Annotated in this window: 15 protein-coding genes and 1 tRNA gene; 7 read left to right on the top strand and 9 right to left on the bottom strand. The window is 71.7% G+C overall.

Annotation, left to right across the window (positions count from 1 at the left end; genetic code table 11):
• Nucleotides 1-103: 103 nt before the first annotated feature.
• The 3 genes from ACZ470_RS35190 to ACZ470_RS35180 all read right to left on the bottom strand — a co-directional run bounded on the left by ACZ470_RS35190 (nucleotide 104) and on the right by ACZ470_RS35180 (nucleotide 2,873).
• Nucleotides 104-1,069 (bottom strand): DUF5926 family protein, encoded by a 966-nt coding sequence (locus ACZ470_RS35190; RefSeq protein WP_468433935.1) that lies wholly within the window; start codon nucleotides 1,067-1,069, stop codon nucleotides 104-106.
• A 151-nt stretch (nucleotides 1,070-1,220) separates the two neighbouring features.
• On the bottom strand, nucleotides 1,221-1,865 hold the full coding sequence (locus ACZ470_RS35185) for an ATP-binding protein (protein ID WP_468433934.1): 645 nt from the start codon (nucleotides 1,863-1,865) through the stop codon (nucleotides 1,221-1,223).
• Nucleotides 1,866-2,042: 177 nt separating this feature from the next.
• Nucleotides 2,043-2,873 (bottom strand): glycerophosphodiester phosphodiesterase, encoded by an 831-nt coding sequence (locus tag ACZ470_RS35180; protein ID WP_468433932.1) that lies wholly within the window; start codon nucleotides 2,871-2,873, stop codon nucleotides 2,043-2,045.
• 288 nt (nucleotides 2,874-3,161) lie between these two features.
• Here ACZ470_RS35180 and ACZ470_RS35175 point away from each other — a divergent pair, with 288 nt between their 5' ends.
• Together ACZ470_RS35175 and ACZ470_RS35170 are read left to right on the top strand one after the other, a co-directional pair.
• Nucleotides 3,162-4,661: a S1C family serine protease gene (locus ACZ470_RS35175; RefSeq protein WP_468433930.1), complete on the top strand. Its 1,500-nt coding sequence runs from the start codon at nucleotides 3,162-3,164 to the stop codon at nucleotides 4,659-4,661.
• 64 nt (nucleotides 4,662-4,725) lie between these two features.
• A tRNA-Ser gene (locus ACZ470_RS35170) sits at nucleotides 4,726-4,812 on the top strand.
• 136 nt (nucleotides 4,813-4,948) lie between these two features.
• Here ACZ470_RS35170 and ACZ470_RS35165 read toward each other — a convergent pair.
• Entirely contained in the window at nucleotides 4,949-5,119 is a 171-nt protein-coding gene (locus ACZ470_RS35165; RefSeq protein ID WP_468433928.1) for a hypothetical protein, read from the bottom strand.
• 1,514 nt (nucleotides 5,120-6,633) lie between these two features.
• On the opposite strand from ACZ470_RS35165, the gene ACZ470_RS35160 reads away from it, so the two are divergent.
• A complete protein-coding gene (locus ACZ470_RS35160; protein WP_468433926.1) occupies nucleotides 6,634-7,506 on the top strand; it encodes a GNAT family N-acetyltransferase in 873 nt (290 codons plus the stop codon).
• Between the two features lie 12 nt (nucleotides 7,507-7,518).
• Here ACZ470_RS35160 and ACZ470_RS35155 read toward each other — a convergent pair whose 3' ends face one another.
• The 3 genes from ACZ470_RS35155 to ACZ470_RS35145 form a co-directional block, all read right to left on the bottom strand.
• A complete protein-coding gene (locus ACZ470_RS35155; RefSeq protein ID WP_468433924.1) occupies nucleotides 7,519-8,031 on the bottom strand; it encodes a DinB family protein in 513 nt (170 codons plus the stop codon).
• A gap of 30 nt (nucleotides 8,032-8,061) precedes the next feature.
• Nucleotides 8,062-8,493, bottom strand: coding sequence for a hypothetical protein (locus ACZ470_RS35150; protein WP_468433922.1), 432 nt, complete (start codon nucleotides 8,491-8,493; stop codon nucleotides 8,062-8,064).
• Nucleotides 8,494-8,567: 74 nt separating this feature from the next.
• A complete protein-coding gene (locus ACZ470_RS35145) occupies nucleotides 8,568-9,440 on the bottom strand; it encodes a bifunctional DNA primase/polymerase (protein WP_468433920.1) in 873 nt (290 codons plus the stop codon).
• A gap of 355 nt (nucleotides 9,441-9,795) precedes the next feature.
• Between ACZ470_RS35145 and ACZ470_RS35140 the strand changes: the two genes are divergently transcribed.
• The 3 genes from ACZ470_RS35140 to ACZ470_RS35130 all read left to right on the top strand — a co-directional run bounded on the left by ACZ470_RS35140 (nucleotide 9,796) and on the right by ACZ470_RS35130 (nucleotide 12,708).
• A complete protein-coding gene (locus ACZ470_RS35140) occupies nucleotides 9,796-10,119 on the top strand; it encodes a hypothetical protein (RefSeq protein WP_468433918.1) in 324 nt (107 codons plus the stop codon).
• Nucleotides 10,120-10,361: 242 nt separating this feature from the next.
• A complete protein-coding gene (locus tag ACZ470_RS35135; RefSeq protein WP_468433916.1) occupies nucleotides 10,362-10,928 on the top strand; it encodes a SigE family RNA polymerase sigma factor in 567 nt (188 codons plus the stop codon).
• Nucleotides 10,929-11,031: 103 nt separating this feature from the next.
• Nucleotides 11,032-12,708: a long-chain fatty acid--CoA ligase gene (locus tag ACZ470_RS35130; protein ID WP_468433914.1), complete on the top strand. Its 1,677-nt coding sequence runs from the start codon at nucleotides 11,032-11,034 to the stop codon at nucleotides 12,706-12,708.
• 53 nt (nucleotides 12,709-12,761) lie between these two features.
• Here the strand turns inward: ACZ470_RS35130 and ACZ470_RS35125 are convergent, their stop codons facing one another.
• Nucleotides 12,762-13,982, bottom strand: a complete 1,221-nt coding sequence (locus ACZ470_RS35125) for an MFS transporter (protein ID WP_468433912.1) — start codon at nucleotides 13,980-13,982, stop codon at nucleotides 12,762-12,764.
• A 130-nt stretch (nucleotides 13,983-14,112) separates the two neighbouring features.
• Between ACZ470_RS35125 and ACZ470_RS35120 the strand changes: the two genes are divergently transcribed.
• Nucleotides 14,113-14,691, top strand: coding sequence for a TetR/AcrR family transcriptional regulator (locus tag ACZ470_RS35120; RefSeq protein WP_468433910.1), 579 nt, complete (start codon nucleotides 14,113-14,115; stop codon nucleotides 14,689-14,691).
• Nucleotides 14,692-14,703: 12 nt separating this feature from the next.
• Here the strand turns inward: ACZ470_RS35120 and ACZ470_RS35115 are convergent.
• On the bottom strand, nucleotides 14,704-16,244 hold a 1,541-nt coding region (locus tag ACZ470_RS35115), incomplete at its 5' end, for a response regulator (RefSeq protein ID WP_468433908.1).

Genomic DNA, 16,244 nt, shown 5'->3' with positions numbered 1-16,244 from the left:
GCGGCGGCCTGGATTCGATCACAACGAAGGAGCCGTCGCCCGCGCACCGGGAGGTGCATGAAGTTGTGTGTCCAGAGATCAAGGCCGGCGGAACCCCGGTACGTCAGCTCAGCGTGACCTGGCGGTTCGTCAGGCCGCCGCGCGCCCGGCGCTCGTCGGCGGTCAGCGGCGCGTCCGTGGCCAGCGCGGCGGCGAGCCGCTCGGCGAACTCGGCCGCCGGCTTCTCCACGTCCTGGGCGCCGATCCCGCTGGGCAGGTCCCAGACCGGCACGGTGAGCCCGTGAGCGCGGAAGGAACCCACGAGTCGGGTGCCCTCGCCGAGCGAGGACCCACCCGCCGCGTGCAGCCGCGCGAGAGCGTCCAGAAGCTGCTCCTCGGGGTGCGGCATGACCCACCGCAGATGGTTCTTCTCGGGCGTCTCGCACCAGTACGCGGCGTCCACGCCCGACAGCTTGACGGTCGGGATGGCCGCGGCGTTGGCCCGCTCCAGGGACGCGGTGACGTCCGGCGTGGCGTTCTCCGGGTCCGGGACCCAGAACTCGAACCCGCTGTGCACGACCGGCTCGAACGCGCCCTCGGGGTCGAGCAGGTCCTGGAGCCGCGGACCGTCGGCGGGAGCGCGCCGGGACTGCACCGGCGTACCCGGGTCGGCGGTGAGCGCGCGCTGGAGGGTGTCGGCGAGGTCGCGGCTGATGTCGCCGGAGGACGTGTCGTTCTGGAGGCCGAGCAGGACCGAGCCGTCGTCGCGGCGCAGGGCGGGCCAGGCCATCGGCAGCACCGTGGCCAGCGTCACCGAGGGGACGCCCTCGGGCAGGCCGCCCTTGAGCGTCAGCTCGACGGTGGCGGCCGGCACCAGTTCGCGCAGCGCCACCCAGTCGCACTCGCCCGGCAGGCCCTCGAACGGCCGGTGCACCAGCTCGGTCGCCGCGTGCGCGGCGGCACGGCCGTGACAGGCCTTGTAGCGGCGGCCGCTGCCGCACGGGCAGGGCTCGCGGGCACCGACGACCGGGATCTGCCCGTCCGTGGGCTGCGGGCGCTTGGCCTTCGTCTGGGGTCGCTTCTTGGCCATCGTGGGTGTCTCCCGGTTACGGCTCTACTCGTACGGGCGCGAGCCTAGCCGTTCATGCCACGGCCGACGGGATCCTGTGGACGACGTGCCGACCTGTGGACACCGCGGACACCCGACCGTGCCGGCGCGTTCTCCCCGGCCGGGGGCGCCCTCAGTCCAGGTCGTCGAAGACGTCCGCGAAGTCGAGCCCGGGTATGCGGGAGACCGAGGGGGCCGTCACCCGCGCCGCGAAGTCCTCGCGCCGGTGCCCCGCTCCCGCGTCCGGGTCGTACACGTCGTCATGGACGACGACCCACACCGTGACCTCGCCGGGCACCTCGTCGCGTACGCCCCAGTCGTCGGCCAGCGCGGTGATGATGTTCAGCCCCCGGCCGCCGTGCGCCGTGACCGACGGGGTGGCCGGCGCCGGGCGGGTCGGGCCGCCGCCGTCCGTGACCTCGACGACCAGCCGGCCGCGCGGATCCACCTGCCAGGCCGCGCGCACGTCCCCGTCGCCGGCCAGGGCGTCGCCGAGAGGCCGGCCGTGTTTGCACGCGTTGCTCAACAGTTCGGAAAGGATCAGTACGGCATCGTCGATGACCGAATCCGCCACGCCCCCGTCGCGCAGTTGCGCGCGCATACGGCGCCTCGCCTTCCCCACGCCCGCAGGGCCATGGGGTACGGCCATGCTCGACGACGTGGGCACCTCCTGTGCCACCACCAACGCCACCCCCGAGACCTCCTTCGCCCCACGCCACGGTGTGGATGCCCCATTGGCCTGAACCGGAAACCGGCCAATCCGCGAGCGGTGACGCACTCGAAAAGAACGAATACGCAACGAACGCGCCGGAGCACTCCCTGTAGCCGTGTGGCTGGATTTGGTCGCTGTGGCCGAGATGTGAGGATGCGCCGGGCCGGGTCGCGGGGTCAAGACTCCTGCGTGTACCGATTGGGGCCGATGGGGCGATTGGTGATGATGATGAGGTCCGCGCCGTCAGCGGCCGAGCTGGTCGAGCACCGCGCGGGGGCGGTTGGTGATGATGGCGTCCACACCGAGGCGTACACAGAGATCCACGTCCTCGGGCTCGTTCACGGTCCACACGTGAACCTGGTGGCCGGACTGCTTCAGCCGCTCGATGTACGCGGGGTGGCTGCGCACGATGCGGATCGAGGGCCCCGCGATCCGCACGCCGGTGGGCAGCCGTCCGTCGCGCAGCCGGGGTGAGACGAACTGCGTCAGGTAGACCGTGGGCAGCGTCGGGGACGCGGCACGCACGCGGTGCAGCGACCGCGCGGAGAAACTCATCACACGCACCGGCGATTCCTCGGCGTTGGCCGGCGCGTCCAGCCCGAACCGCTTGAGCAGGAGCAGCAGCCGCTCCTCGACCTGTCCCGCCCATCGCGTGGGGTGCTTGGTCTCGATCGCCAGCTCGACCCGGCGCCCGGCGTCGGAGACCAGCTCCAGCAGCCGCTCCAGGGTGAGGACGGAGGTGGCCTCCCGGTCCTCGGGGCGGTGCTCCCAGTCGGGCTCCTCGACGCGCGGCCCTCCGAAGGCGTCGCGGCTCTTCCAGGAGCCGAAGTCCAGGGCCGCCAGGTCCGAGAGCTCGAGCGCCGACACCGCACCCCTGCCGTTGGACGTACGGTTGATGCGACGGTCGTGAACACATACGAGATGGCCGTCGGCGGTCAGACGTACATCGCATTCGAGCGCGTCCGCACCGTCCTCGATCGCCTTGCGATACGCGGCGAGAGTGTGCTCGGGGGCGTCCTCGGAGGCCCCGCGGTGCGCGACGACTTGGGTCGGGTGCTGTCGTGCGTGGGTCACCGCGTCATGGTGCCACCGCGCACGGGTGGACGTGGGCGCGGAGTCGAGTGAACGGTCTCGCCGTCCGGTCGGAGGCATCGAGTGGCGCGCCTTACGTGAGTAATGCCCTATATAAAGAATGGCCCCGGACCCACAGGAACGGCTTATGGTGCCCTGACGGCCCGTGGGAAAAGCTGACGTCATACAAAGAGACATGCACAGCTGCATCGCGCCGGGCTCGTGGAAGAGCTTGAACGAGCGTGACCGAGTGCGACCGAGAACAACAGCCGTGGATCGAGGAGAGAAGCTGTGAGCACCGAGAACGAGGGCACCGCGGTACCCCCGGCGCCGTCCGCACCGCCGCCCGCGCCGGTGGACGCTCCCGCTGCTTCGGCACACCAGGGGCACCCGGCCCCGGGACCCGCTCCGGATCCCGGCCAGGGCTACGGCACCGCCCCGCAGGGCCCCGCGGGCGCCGAGAACCCCTACGGCCCGCCCGCCGCCCACGCGGCACAGGACCCCCAGGGCGGCGGCAACCCGGCCGGCCCGCACTCCCCGCACTCCCCCTCCGCCCCCGACGCCTCCTGGCCGCCGCCCCCGCCGCCGTCCACCCCGTCGTACGGCGACGGCGGTGCCGGGCACGGCTCGGGCGGCTGGGGCTCCTCGTACCAGCAGCAGCCGCCGCCGAAGAACGGCCGGGGGCGCGGTGGCATGGTCGCCGCGGTCCTGGTCGCCGCGCTGGTCGCGGGCGGCCTGGGCGGCGGCCTCGGCTACACGCTGGCCAAGGAGAACGACAGCAACGGCTCGACGACCGTCTCGTCCTCCACCAGCGGCGGCAACGTCAAGCGGGACCCGGGCACGGTCGCCGGCGTGGCCGCGAAGGCGCTGCCGAGCACCGTCACCATCGAGGCCGAGAGCAGCAGCGGCGAGGGCGGCACCGGCACGGGCTTCGTCTTCGACAAGCAGGGCCACATCGTCACCAACAACCACGTCGTGGCGGACGCCGTCGACGGCGGCAAGGTCTCGGCGACCTTCCCGAGCGGCAAGAAGTACGACGCCGAGGTGGTCGGCCACGCCCAGGGCTACGACGTCGCGGTCATCAAGCTGAAGAACGCCCCCTCGGACCTCAAGCCCCTCACCCTCGGCAACTCCGACGACGTGGCCGTGGGCGACTCGACGATCGCCATCGGCGCGCCCTTCGGCCTGTCCAACACGGTGACGACGGGCATCATCAGCGCGAAGAACCGCCCGGTGGCCTCCAGCGACGGCACCGGCAGCCAGGCCTCGTACATGAGCGCCCTCCAGACCGACGCGTCCATCAACCCGGGCAACTCCGGCGGCCCCCTGCTGGACGCACAGGGCAACGTGATCGGCATCAACTCCGCGATCCAGTCCACCAGCAACGGCGGCTTCGGCACGGGGCAGGCCGGCTCGATCGGGCTGGGCTTCGCCATCCCGATCAACCAGGCCAAGTACGTCGCCCAGGAGCTGATCGAGACCGGCAAGCCGGTGTACGCCAAGATCGGCGCGTCGGTCTCCCTGGAGGAGACGACGGGCGGCGCGAAGATCACCGATCAGGGCGCGGGCGGCTCCGAACCGGTCGACCCGGGCGGCCCCGCCGACAAGGCCGGCCTCCAGCCCGGTGACGTCATCACCAAGCTCGACGACCGGGTCATCGACTCCGGCCCGACGCTGATCGGCGAGATCTGGACCCACAAGCCGGGCGACGAGGTCACGATCACCTACGAGCGCGACGGCAAGGAGCGCACCACGGAACTCACCCTGGGCTCCCGCGTGGGCGACAGCTGACCTCACCCGAGAGCCCCGCACCCGTTACCCTTGTCCCCGCGCCGCCGATCACGGACCGGCGCGGGGAGGCGTGCCCGAGCGGCCGAAGGGAACGGTCTTGAAAACCGTCGTGGCAGCGATGTCACCGTGGGTTCAAATCCCACCGCCTCCGCGCTGAGAGCAGCGGAAACGACCCCTGACCCGGAGATCCGGGCAGGGGTCGCCTTGCGTGATCGGGCGCCACGTTTGTCCGGCGTTCCCCGTGATCCCCCGCTCGATCGGGCACGGGTGGGACACGGGAGCGGGAATCAGTTGCCGTGGTTGCTGTACGTCACTGCTGCGCCGCAACCTCCAATGAGCAAGGTCACCAACGCGGCTGCGTCTGCGTAGGCGTTGGCGATCTCGGCGCCGGGTGCAGTGACGAGCACGATCAGAATGATGACCATGATCAGCCGCTCAGGGGTGATCGGAATTGACATCCCCTGAGGGGTAGGCGACAAACTCATCTTGAGCCTCCTAGAGGTTCGGAGACCCGCCCTGCCGTGCACGCCTAGGAACCTGTTCGGCAAGGGCGGGTTTTTCGTGGCTTGACGGGCTCATTGTGAGCCGAGATCGGCTGTTCGCAAATTCGATCCCCTTTTTCCTGTCGCCGATTGGCTCACCCCGATCAGTGGCTGTGACGTGCGTCACTCTGCGGGTGCAACTGCCGCTGAAGGGCCCATCGATCCGGGTGCCGGCGTTCGTGCCGCTTCCTCGTCGCCCGCCCCGCCGATCCTGCCGCCAAGCCTGTCCGGTCGGGCGGGCGCCTGCATTGATATCCATCATGGGCATCGATACGCCTCTCCAGAAGCCGACGTATGCCGCACGTTCCTGCGTCTTCAGGACCCAGGGGGGTGGAGGTTTGTGCACAAACGATTCAATTGCCATAAGTCGCCCACTGCCTGCCTCGCATTGCGCGCGGGCCGGTGTCCGACGGGGCGCGTGCCCGTGCCGACGTTGTGACGCTGGGACGTTCCGCTCCGGCACCGGCACCCGCCCACAGCATCGGAGAGCGTCGGCCAGCGACGGAGCACAAGCGGATCCGTGGCTCTTGTAGTGGCTAGGCATGGCGGACCGTGGCGATTGGTCGTTCAAACGTCGTTCGCCTCGAAGTGCCCGCTAGGTTCGGGGTAGTTCGGCCCTGTCATGCCTAGGCGCCCTGCTCATCCTGAGCGGGGAGCCGGCTGGTTCGTACCTCGACCGGTCGGAAGCAACAACAGATGGGAGCCGAAACGATGGTGCGACCCAAGCAGAGGAAGCGCCGCCGACGCCTGACCAGAGATTGGGTCGAGTTGGCGGTGGTGACTCTCGGAGCGGTCACTGCCATTGCGGGGTGTGTTGAACGGTTCATGCACTGATCAGTCATGAGCTCGTGAAGTCGGCCGGTACGGACGGGCAGCAGTGAGCCCGGCCGCGTCTTAGTCGGCCGGGCTCACGTACCCCGCGCATAAGACCTGACCTCGGATAGCCCCCGGGTCAGGTCTTTGTGTTGGAGCGCGGGAGCCATGGGGCTGTCCGCGGAGGACAGGATGTCGTCGGCCGCCGTTGGTCGGACACGTCCGGCAAGACGCCCTGCCAGAGTCTCGATAGTACAGGCGGCCCTGGCACGTCAGCGGCGTTTCCGCAGGTCAGGGTAGGTGGCGGAAAGTCTGGCGGGAGGTGGCGAGGGGCCTGGCGAATGTTGTGTCGCTACCTGTTGCCGCAGGTCAGAGCTTTGGGAGGGTGGCGGGAAAGTATGGCGGAAGGGTAGCGATGGGTGGCGATGGGACGGTGCCTGGAGGAAGCGGGATTTCACGCTCTCGAGCCCCCTCCTCGGCCGCTCTGGAAGGCAACGAGCAGCAGGTGGAATGCAGTCGGCGACGTAAGGCCGAGCGGTCCTGAAACCGTCGTGGCGGCGATGTCACCGTTCGTCGGGATCGTGGGTGCGGGCGGGTGGGGTGGTACAGGATGAGGCATGCGATCGGATGACTGGTTCCTCACCGAAGACGTCGACGAGTTTCTGGGGCGGGCCGGGGGCTTCCTGCGTGCGCGGCCCGGGGCGCATGTCATGCAGTTGACGTGGGCCGAGCGGGTAAGGGCGCGCGGGGCGGGGGCGTTCGGTGGTGAAGCGCCCCTCTTTGGGGTGCTGGAGCGGGCCGGGGAGGTGCAGGCCACCTTCTATCGGCTTCCGCCCCGGGCCTTGGGGCTCTCCCCGCTCACACCCGAGCAGGCCGACTCGCTCGCCGCCCGCCTGGTCGCCCTCGGACACCTCCCGAGCCGCGTGAGCGCGGACGACGCCACCGCGACCGCGTTCGCCGAGGCGTGGCAGCGGCGCAGCGGGGCGGCGCCGGAACCGCGCGACACCCGGGTCCGGCTGTACGGACTCGGGACGCTCACCCCGCCGGAGCCGATGCCGGCGGGGCGGGGCAGGGTCCTGGGGGAGGAGGACCTCGAGGAAGTCATGTTCTGGTGCGGGGAGTTCGCCAAGGCCGTCGGGGAGGACGTCTCCATCGACGCCGGTACGTGGGCCGGCACCCGCTTCGCCGACAAGCGCTACACGCTCTGGGAGACCCCGGACGGCACGCCCGTCTCCGTCGCGGGCATGAACCCGTTGATCGGCGGTCAGATCCAGGTCGACATCGTCTACACCCCCGCTCACCTCCGGGGCCGCGGCTACGCGGGCGCCGTGACGGCGGAGGTGAGCCGGGCCGCGCTGGCGGCGGGGGCGAGGGATGTCGTGCTCTTCGCCGATCAGTCCAATCCGACGAGCAACGCGCTCTACCAGCGCCTGGGTTACCGCGCTCTCACAGACTGGGGGGTGTACGACTTCGCGTACGCGGCCGACTGAGCCGGGGTCGTCTCAGGACGCCGCGCGCAGGAGGCGCAACTGGCCGATCTCCGCCACGTTCTTCATCAGCTCGGCGTTCACCCAGGCGACCATGTGCGCCTTGGTGTGCGCCGGGTCGTTCGGCCAGGGGAAGGGCGCCGTGGCGTTCAGGTCCGCTTCGGTGAGGTCGTCGAGGACCGTGAGCCATTCGTCGCGAAGGGCGCGCAGCCAGTCCACCGTTGGCCGGCCTTCGCCCGGCCAGACGATCTCGGTCCGCTCGCGGGGGCGGCGTCCCCGCGCGTGGTCCGTCGTCACGCTCCACCACCAGCCGATGTGCCAGCTGATCCAGGCGATGGTGGGCACGGGCACCGGGTCGGGCTCGGTCTCCGCCCAGTCGGGGACCCAGGTTCCGTCGGGTGACCGGCGCACCGTCCAGCAGTGGGGCGTGGGTTCCCACAGGAAGTCGTCCGGCTCCAGGCGCTCCAGGTGGTACTCGAACAGTGACCAGGTCAGCTCGAACTGCCAGCGCAGCAGGGAAGTGGGCATGCGGGGGCCTTCTGTGGGGCGGTACGTGGGTCAGAGTTCCTCGTCCGTCGCCAGTCGCTCCCACGGCACGTCCCGCAGGTCGGGTTCCGCGTCGTAGCCGGACGGGACGTGGGGGGTGGGCTGGAACCAGATGACGGTGAGGCGTGAGCGGTACAGGGCGCGGTCGTGGGCCGGGTCCAGGGCCGTGGAGCGGAAGCTGCCGACGCAGGTCACGGAGGGCAGGACCTCCACCGGGCCGAAGGCGCCCGCGTACTGGTCGGGGTACTCGCGCGGGGGCGGGATCAGATGGACCGGGGCTCCGGGGAAGGCCCGTTCGGCGGAGTGCAGCACTCCGCTGATCCTCGCGTCGTTGAGCGGCTTGCACGGGTAGCCCTCGAGGAGGCCGCCGTACGTCGACGACATGCGCAGTTCGGAGAGGTCGACCGGGCGGCCGGAGGCGAGGACGACGCGGGCGAGTGCCATGGTCGGCACTCTAGGGCGGTGGTGCATCGGGGGCTTTCGATTTTCGGGGGAGCGGAAATTGACGGGGACGGACGTCAGGAGCGGTGGGCCGTCATGCGTGCGGCCGACGCGATCGTCGCGCGGGCCTCGCGTTCGGACAGGCCGGTGCTGAGGGCGGCGGTGACGAGCGGCTCCACCAGGTCGGGGCCGATGCCGTCCTCGTAGGCGCGGCAGGCCGCCCAGAACAGGCGGGTGTTGCGCTGGCCCTCGTGTGCCGCGAGGACGAACTGGACCAGGCCCTGGCCGTGTCCGCCGGTCGACGGCGGGGTCGGGTGGTGGGCGCGGGGCGGGGGAAGGAGCAGGCGGAGGAGTGCGGGCGGGCAGGGCGCCGGGGGCAGGTGCGCGGTGCCCGGGGCGGTGGCGTACGTGCCGCGTTCCGTACGGGAGCCGGGTCCGACGAGGTAGCCGCCGGCGCCCCGGATGTCGATGCCGGGGGCGAGCCGGCCCGCGGAGTTGGGGACGACGACGTCCGGTGGGCCGCTCAGCCACAGATGGCGGCCGCCGCTCGGGGTCAGCACGACCACCGTGGCGGGGATCGTGAACAGATGGCGCAACGCCAGTTCGCGCAGGGCGGCGGAGGAGTCCGTGCCGGCCTTCGTGTCCAGGTCGACGCCGATGAGGTGGTGCGGGGGCAGTCCGCAGGCGATGCCGTAGCCGGTCGCGCGGGGCGCGGCGGCGAACAGCGCGCGGATGCGGGCGGGATCGGTGGAGGCGTCGTGGACACCGTGTCCGAAGCGGCCGCACTCGCCGTGGCAGGGCGGCCCCGCCGGTTCCTGGGTGTCGCGGTGGGGGGAGCGCAGGGCCGGGAGCTTCGTCCGGGACAGGGGGATGACGGCCAGTCCGCGTTCGGCGGCTGACAGGGCGTGTGCGAGGGCCAGCGTCGTGGCCTGCCGGTCGGTGGTGGCCATGACTCCATGTTCGTACACATGTTCGAAGAAGGGAAGGGGGAGGGGGTGCGACGCGCCGAGGTGGAGGCGTTCGCGGGAAAAGTGGTGGAACGGTTCACTCCTTGCGCGGACCGGGGTTCAGGTGTCCTCCTCCGGGCGGAGCGGGGTTCAGGAGGCGGGATGGGGTTTATCGGCCTGTCGTCACGCTTGCGTGGGAAGAGCGGGGTCCGGGGTGGTTCGGCGCGGTTCCGTGGGCAACTCTGATCTCGCGACGTCGTCCACAGCACCGGGGCGGGGGGAACTTCCCCGGTGGCAGCCGTATTTCACGCACACACGGCCATAAGCCGGTGCGTCCTTGTTCTGGAGGGAACACAACATGGCAAGCATCCGTACCGCCCGCGTCATCGCCGCGGTCTCCGCCCTTCCGCTCGCGGCCGCCCTCTTCACCGGCGTCGCGGCGGCGGACAGCGGCTCCCTGGCGGACGACGGATCGATCGCGACGGCCACCAGCTCCCAGGCCGACGCCCTCGGCAGCGGCGTCGGCGGCGACAACTTCGGCAACTCGGCCACCTCGCAGCAGCAGGCCACCGGCTTCGGCGCCTCGAACACGAGCAACAGCGCCCAGGTCAACGGATCCGCCTTCACGGCCGTCAACCAGGGTGACGACAACGTGGCCATCGTCTTCACCCCGCTGTGGTGACGAGGCCGGCGATCTGACGGCCGGGTGTGCTTCGTGGGGTGCGAGGCGTCCGCGCGGCGGTACTTCGGTACCGCCGCGCGGGCGTTTCCCGGAGCCGTCCCTCAGGGTCGACCCGCAGTACCCCTCACCCTCTCGTCCACCTTCAGGAGGTGCGGCAAACCCCACCCCTACAACCTGAGGGGGACCCGCCTTCGGGACCTGCGGGCGATCCGCCGGACCGGCCCCGCTCATAGCGTTGAGCCATGACCACACCCGTCTGCACAAGGGCTTCGAAAGCCGCCTCTCCGGCGACAGCGTCGCAGACCCTCCCGTACCCGTCGTTCTCGTCGTACATGAGGGCCCGCCAGCCGGTGCTTCTGCGTACCGCCCGGTCGCTGACCGGGAATCCGAGCGACGCGGAGGACCTGCTGCAGACCGCATTGACCAAGACCTACGTCGCCTGGGAGCGCATAGAGGACCACCGCGCGCTCGACGGCTATGTCCGCAGGGCCCTGCTGAACACGAGGACCTCGCAGTGGCGCAAGCGCAAGGTCGACGAGTTCGCCTGCGACGAGCTGCCCGAGCCCGAACCGGTGCCCGGCGGCGACGACCCGGCCGAGCAGCAGGCGCTGCGCGACGCGATGTGGCGGGCGATCATGCGGCTCCCCGCGCGGCAGCGGGCGATGGTCGTGCTGCGGTACTACGAGGACCTCAGCGAGGTCCAGACGGCCGAGGTGCTCGGCGTATCGGTGGGCACGGTGAAGTCGGCCGTGTCGCGGGCCCTCGGCAAGCTCCGCGAGGACGCCGAACTGGGGCTTGTCCGGAATTGAGGCATAAATCCCCCGGCGCGGCGTGATCGATCATCCGCTCCCCTAGTGACATACCGCGCGGTATGTGCGCAGAATCAGCGCAACCCTTACCGCCGCGTAGGCAATGTCGCCACAGGAGGACGCCGTGCTGAGCACCATGCAGGACGTACCGCTGCTGATCTCGAGGATCCTGACCCACGGGTCGACGATCCACGGCACCTCACAGGTGACCACCTGGACCGGCGAGGGCGAACCGCACCGCCGTTCCTACGCGGAGATCGGCGCCCGGGCGGCCCAGCTGGCCCACGCCCTGCGCGACGACCTCGGTGTCTCCGGCGACGACCGGGTCGCCACCCTCATGTGGAACAACGCCGAACACGTCGAGGCGTACTTCGCGATCCCCTCCATGGGCGCGGTCCTCCACACGCTGAACCTCCGCCTGCCGGCCGAGCAGCTCGCGTGGATCGTCAACCACGCCGCCGACCGGGTGATCCTCGTCAACGGTTCGCTGATCCCCCTGCTCGCCCCGCTGCTGCCGCACCTGAAGACCGTCGAACACGTGGTCGTCTCCGGACCCGGCGACCGTGCCGCCCTGGCGGACGCCACCGCCCAGGTGCACGAGTACGAGGACCTGCTCGCCGGACAGCCCGTCGCCTACGACTGGCCGGAGCTGGACGAGCGTGCCGCCGCCGCCATGTGCTACACCTCCGGCACCACCGGCGACCCCAAGGGCGTGGTCTACAGCCACCGTTCGATCTATCTGCACTCCATGCAGGTCAACATGGCGCAGTCGATGGGCCTGACCGACCAGGACACCTCGCTGGTGGTGGTCCCGCAGTTCCACGTCAACGCGTGGGGCCTGCCGCACGCCACCTTCATGACCGGCGTCAACATGCTGATGCCGGACCTTTTCCTCCAGCCCGCCCCGCTCGCCGAGATGATCGAGAGCGAGAAGCCGACCCACGCCGCCGCGGTCCCCACCATCTGGCAGGGCCTGCTCGCCGAGCTGACCGCCAAGCCCCGCGACGTCTCCTCCCTCACCCAGGTCACCATCGGCGGCTCCGCCTGTCCGCCGTCCCTGATGGAGGCGTTCGACAAGCTGGGCATGCGGGTCTGCCACGCCTGGGGCATGACGGAGACCTCCCCGCTCGGCACCATCGCCCGCCCGCCGGCGGCGGCCGTCGGCACCGAGGCCGAGTTCGCCTACCGCCTGACCCAGGGCCGCTTCCCGTCCGGTGTCGAGGCCCGCCTCACCGGTCCCGGCGGCGAGCGCCTCCCCTGGGACGGCGAGTCCGCGGGCGAGCTGGAGGTGCGCGGCCCCTGGATCGCGGGCGCCTACTACAACGGCCCCGACGCCGAGCCGCTGCGCCCCGCCGACAAGTTCAGCGAGGACGGCTGGCTGAAGACGGGCGACGTCGGGACGATCTCCCCCGACGGCTTCCTCACCCTCACCGACCGCGCCAAGGACGTCATCAAGTCCGGCGGCGAGTGGATCTCCTCGGTCGAGCTGGAGAACGCGCTGATGGCCCACCCGGACGTCACCGAGGCCGCCGTGGTCGCCGTCCCGGACGACAAGTGGGGCGAGCGCCCGCTGGCCACGGTCGTCCTCAAGGAGGGTTCCACCGCCGACTTCACCACCCTGCGCGCCTTCCTCCAGGAGGAGGGAAAGATCGCCAAGTGGCAGCTCCCGGAGCGCTGGACGGTGATCGAGTCGGTGCCGAAGACCAGCGTCGGCAAGTTCGACAAGAAGGTGCTGCGCAGGCAGTACGCCGAGGGGGAGCTGGACGTCACCCGGCTCTGAGACACGTAGGGCAGGCGCCGGGCGGTGCGTCGTCGCACCGCCCGGCGTACGGATCACCGTCGTACGGCGGTGATCCCCCAGCCCAGCGCCAGCCAGACCGCCGCCACCGCCGACACCCCGTTCCAGCCGAAGTGGGTGAAGGCGGTGCCCGCGAGGGCGGAGGCGGTGGCGCCGCCGGCGAAGCCGGAGACGACGTAGGCGGTGTTGGCGACGGCCGGGCTCGACGTGGTGGTGAGGGCGAGGGTCTGGTTGGCGACGTGGGAGGCCACCAGGGCCGCGTGGATCGCGATCGCGGCGGCGAACAGCGCCCAGATCACCTGCCCACCCAGCCAGAACAGCGGCACGGCGACGGCCGCGAGCAGATAGGCGCCCCGGACGACCCGGGCGGCGCCGAACCGGTCGACCAGCCCGCCCGCCAGCGGTGCCACCGCGCTCGCGGCGAGCCCGAAGAGGCCGAACAGGCCGGCGGTGGCCGTGGACAGGTCGTAGGCGGGGCCGGTCAGCAGCAGGGCGAGAGACGTCCACAGGGCGCTCCACGCACCGAACATCCCCGCCTGGCGCACCGACGCGCGCCACAGATCGGGCGAGCGGCGCAGCAGTCCGGGCAGCGCGGCGAGGGCGCCGAACAGCGAGCCGTCGCGGTGCCGGCGCTCGGACGGCAGGACGGCGGCGGTGGCGAGCCCGAGGGCGAGCGTGAGCACGGCCGCGCCCGCGAACACCCACCGCCAGCCGAAGGCCTGTCCGGCGAGGCCGCCGAGGACCCGGGCCGCGACGATGCCGGTGAACAGACCGGCGATCACGGCGGCGACATGGCGGGCGCGGCGGGAGGCGGGGGCCCGCTCGGCGACCAGCGGGACGAGCAGCTGCGGCACGACCGTGCCGGCCGAGGCGACGAACACGGCGACGGCCAGCGCGCCGGTGCCGGGGGCGGCCGCACTGGCGATCAGGGCGGCGGTGGTGACCAGGGTGAGCACGGTGACCAGCCGGCGCCGGTTGGCGGTGTCGCCGAGCGGGGCGAAGAAGAGCAGCCCGACGGCGTATCCGAGCTGGGCGACCGAGGCGATCCAGGCCACGGCGGACGAGGTGGAGCCGAAGTCGCGGGCGATCAGGGAGAGCAGCGGTGCGGCGAGGTAGATGTTGGCGGCCGTGACCGCGGTGCAGACGGCGATGAGCGCGAGGAAGGTGCCGGATCCGAGGGACCGGCCCTGACCCTGTGCGGTGGCGGGTGGCCTGCGGGCCTGTTGGGCGGTGCGGGGGACGGGCGCTGACGGCATGGACGGAGTACTCCTTGGAGCCTGCTCTAACAACTAACTGGTTGGTTGGCTAATAGGTCGAACAGTCTGCGCCTCGGTTCGATTCCCTGTCAACCAAACGGTTGGTTACTTGCCGCGCTACCCTGGGCCCATGGCAGTCAGGGACCCCGAGGCCACCAAGGCCCGGATCTTCGCGGCGGCGGTCACCGAGTTCGCCCGGCACGGCATCGCCGGTGCGCGCATCGACCGCATCGCCACCGAGGCGAAGGCCAACAAGCAGCTGATCTACGCGTACTTCGGCAACAAGGCGGAGCTCTTCGCCATCGTCCTGGAGCGCAAGATGCTGGACCTCGCCGAGTCCGTTCCGGTCGACCCGGACGACATCGAGGGCTGGGTCGACCGGCTGATGGACTACCACGCCGCCCACCCCGAACTGCTGCGCCTGCTCTTCTGGGAGGGCCTGGAGTACGGCACGGACGAGCTGCCCCACGAGGGCGAACGCCAGGAGCACTACGTCCGCAAGGTCGCCCTGCTCCGGGACGGTCAGGAGCGCGGGGTCGTCACCGACGCCATCCCGCCGGGCGACCTGCTGTTCCTGCTGACCGCACTGGCCAACTGGACGGCCGTCGTCCCGCAGATGCGCCGCATCCTGGTCGGAGACGACGCGGAGGACCGTGCCCGGCTGCGCGCGTCGGTCAAGGAGGCCGCCCGCCGCCTCGTCACCCGCTGACGGCGGAGCGGGTCAGTTGGTCCCGATCCGCGACAGCAGGTCGACGATCCCCTCCTGCACCTCGTCGCTGGTGGACCGCTCCGCCAGGAACAGCACCGTCTCGCCCGAGGCCAGCCGCGGCAGGTCCGCCTGGTCGACCGCGGCCGTGTAGACGACCAGTGGGGTGCGGTTGAGCTGTCCGTTCGCCCGCAGCCAGTCGACGATCCCGGCGGAGCCGGCCCGGCGCCGCTGCACCTGCATCAGGTCCATCACCACGAGGTTCGGCCGGAACTGCCCCGCCAGCGTCACCGCGTCGGCGTCGCTCGCGGCCCGCGCGACCTGCATCCCGCGCCGCTCCAGCGTGCCGGTCAGCGCCAGCGCGATCTCCGCGTGCTCCTCGATCAGCAGCACGCGCGGGGGGTGCTGTTCGCTGTCGCGCGGCGCGAGTGCCTTCAGCAGTACGGCGGGGTCGGCACCGTAGGCGGCGTCGCGCGAGGCCTGTCCGAGCCCGGCCGTGACCAGCACCGGCACCTCGGCGGCCACCGCCGCCTGGCGCAGCGACTGGAGCGCCGTACGGGTGATCGGCCCGGTCAGCGGGTCCACGAACAGCGCGGCGGGGAAGGCCGCGATCTGCGCGTCGACCTCCTCGCGCGAGTGCACGATCACCGGCCGGTAGCCGCGGTCGCTCAGCGCCTGCTGCGTGGTCACGTCGGGCGCGGGCCACACCAGCAGCCGGCGCGGGTTGTCCAGCGGCTCCGGCGGCAGTTCGTCGTCCATCGGCTGCGGACGCGGCGGGTCCGCCACCTCGACGGCGCCTCCCGGACCGTCCAGCGGCTCGGGTCCCTCGGCGGCGTCCGCGTCGGGCGCCCCTATGGCGTACGAACGTCCGGCACCCTCGGCCGCCGACGCGAGCCGGGACTGCGCCGCCGCCGGTGCCTGGGCGTTCGCCGGTACGGGCTCGGCCGACGGGTGCGGGCGCGCGCCCTGCTCGTTGCCCGCGGCCGGGTCGGGACGCGTACCGAGCTTGCGGCGGCGGCCGGAGCCGCCCGGCTGGTGCGGGGGCGGTGTCGCCGACGGCAGCGGCTGCTGCACCTGGGCGGCCTGCCGGTTGAACGGCACGCCCTGGCCCAGCGTTCGTACGCTGATCGCCCGCCCCTGCGTGGAGTTCGGGTCCACCGCCGCCTCGGCGGGCAACGGCTGAGCGGCCCGCTGTGCCGGCGCGCCCTCGGGCGGCAGCGGCGTACCGGACGCGGGCGTCGGCGCCGGGGCTACGGGCGTACCGGCGCCGGAGGTGTCAGCGGCGGCGGGCCACTGCTGGGGACCGGGGGCGCCCTGCCCGGCCGCGGCGGCGGCCTCGGCGGGCAGCGGCTGCGCGGCGGGCAGCGCCGGAGCGACACCGGGCACCTGGCCCTGGGCGGGCGCGGGGGCGCCCTGGGCCGGGGCCGCGGTGCCGTGTGCGGGTACGGGGGCTCCCTGGGCCGGGATCGCGGCGCCCTGTGCGGGTACGGCGGCGCCCTGCGCCGGTACGGGGGCACCATGTGCGGGTACGGGCGCGCCCTGCGCCGGGACCGTAG

This window comes from Streptomyces sp. NPDC031111 (assembly GCF_055570675.1).
The sequence above is the reverse complement of the archived record's forward strand: the minus strand, read 5'-3'. Positions and strand labels throughout refer to the sequence as shown.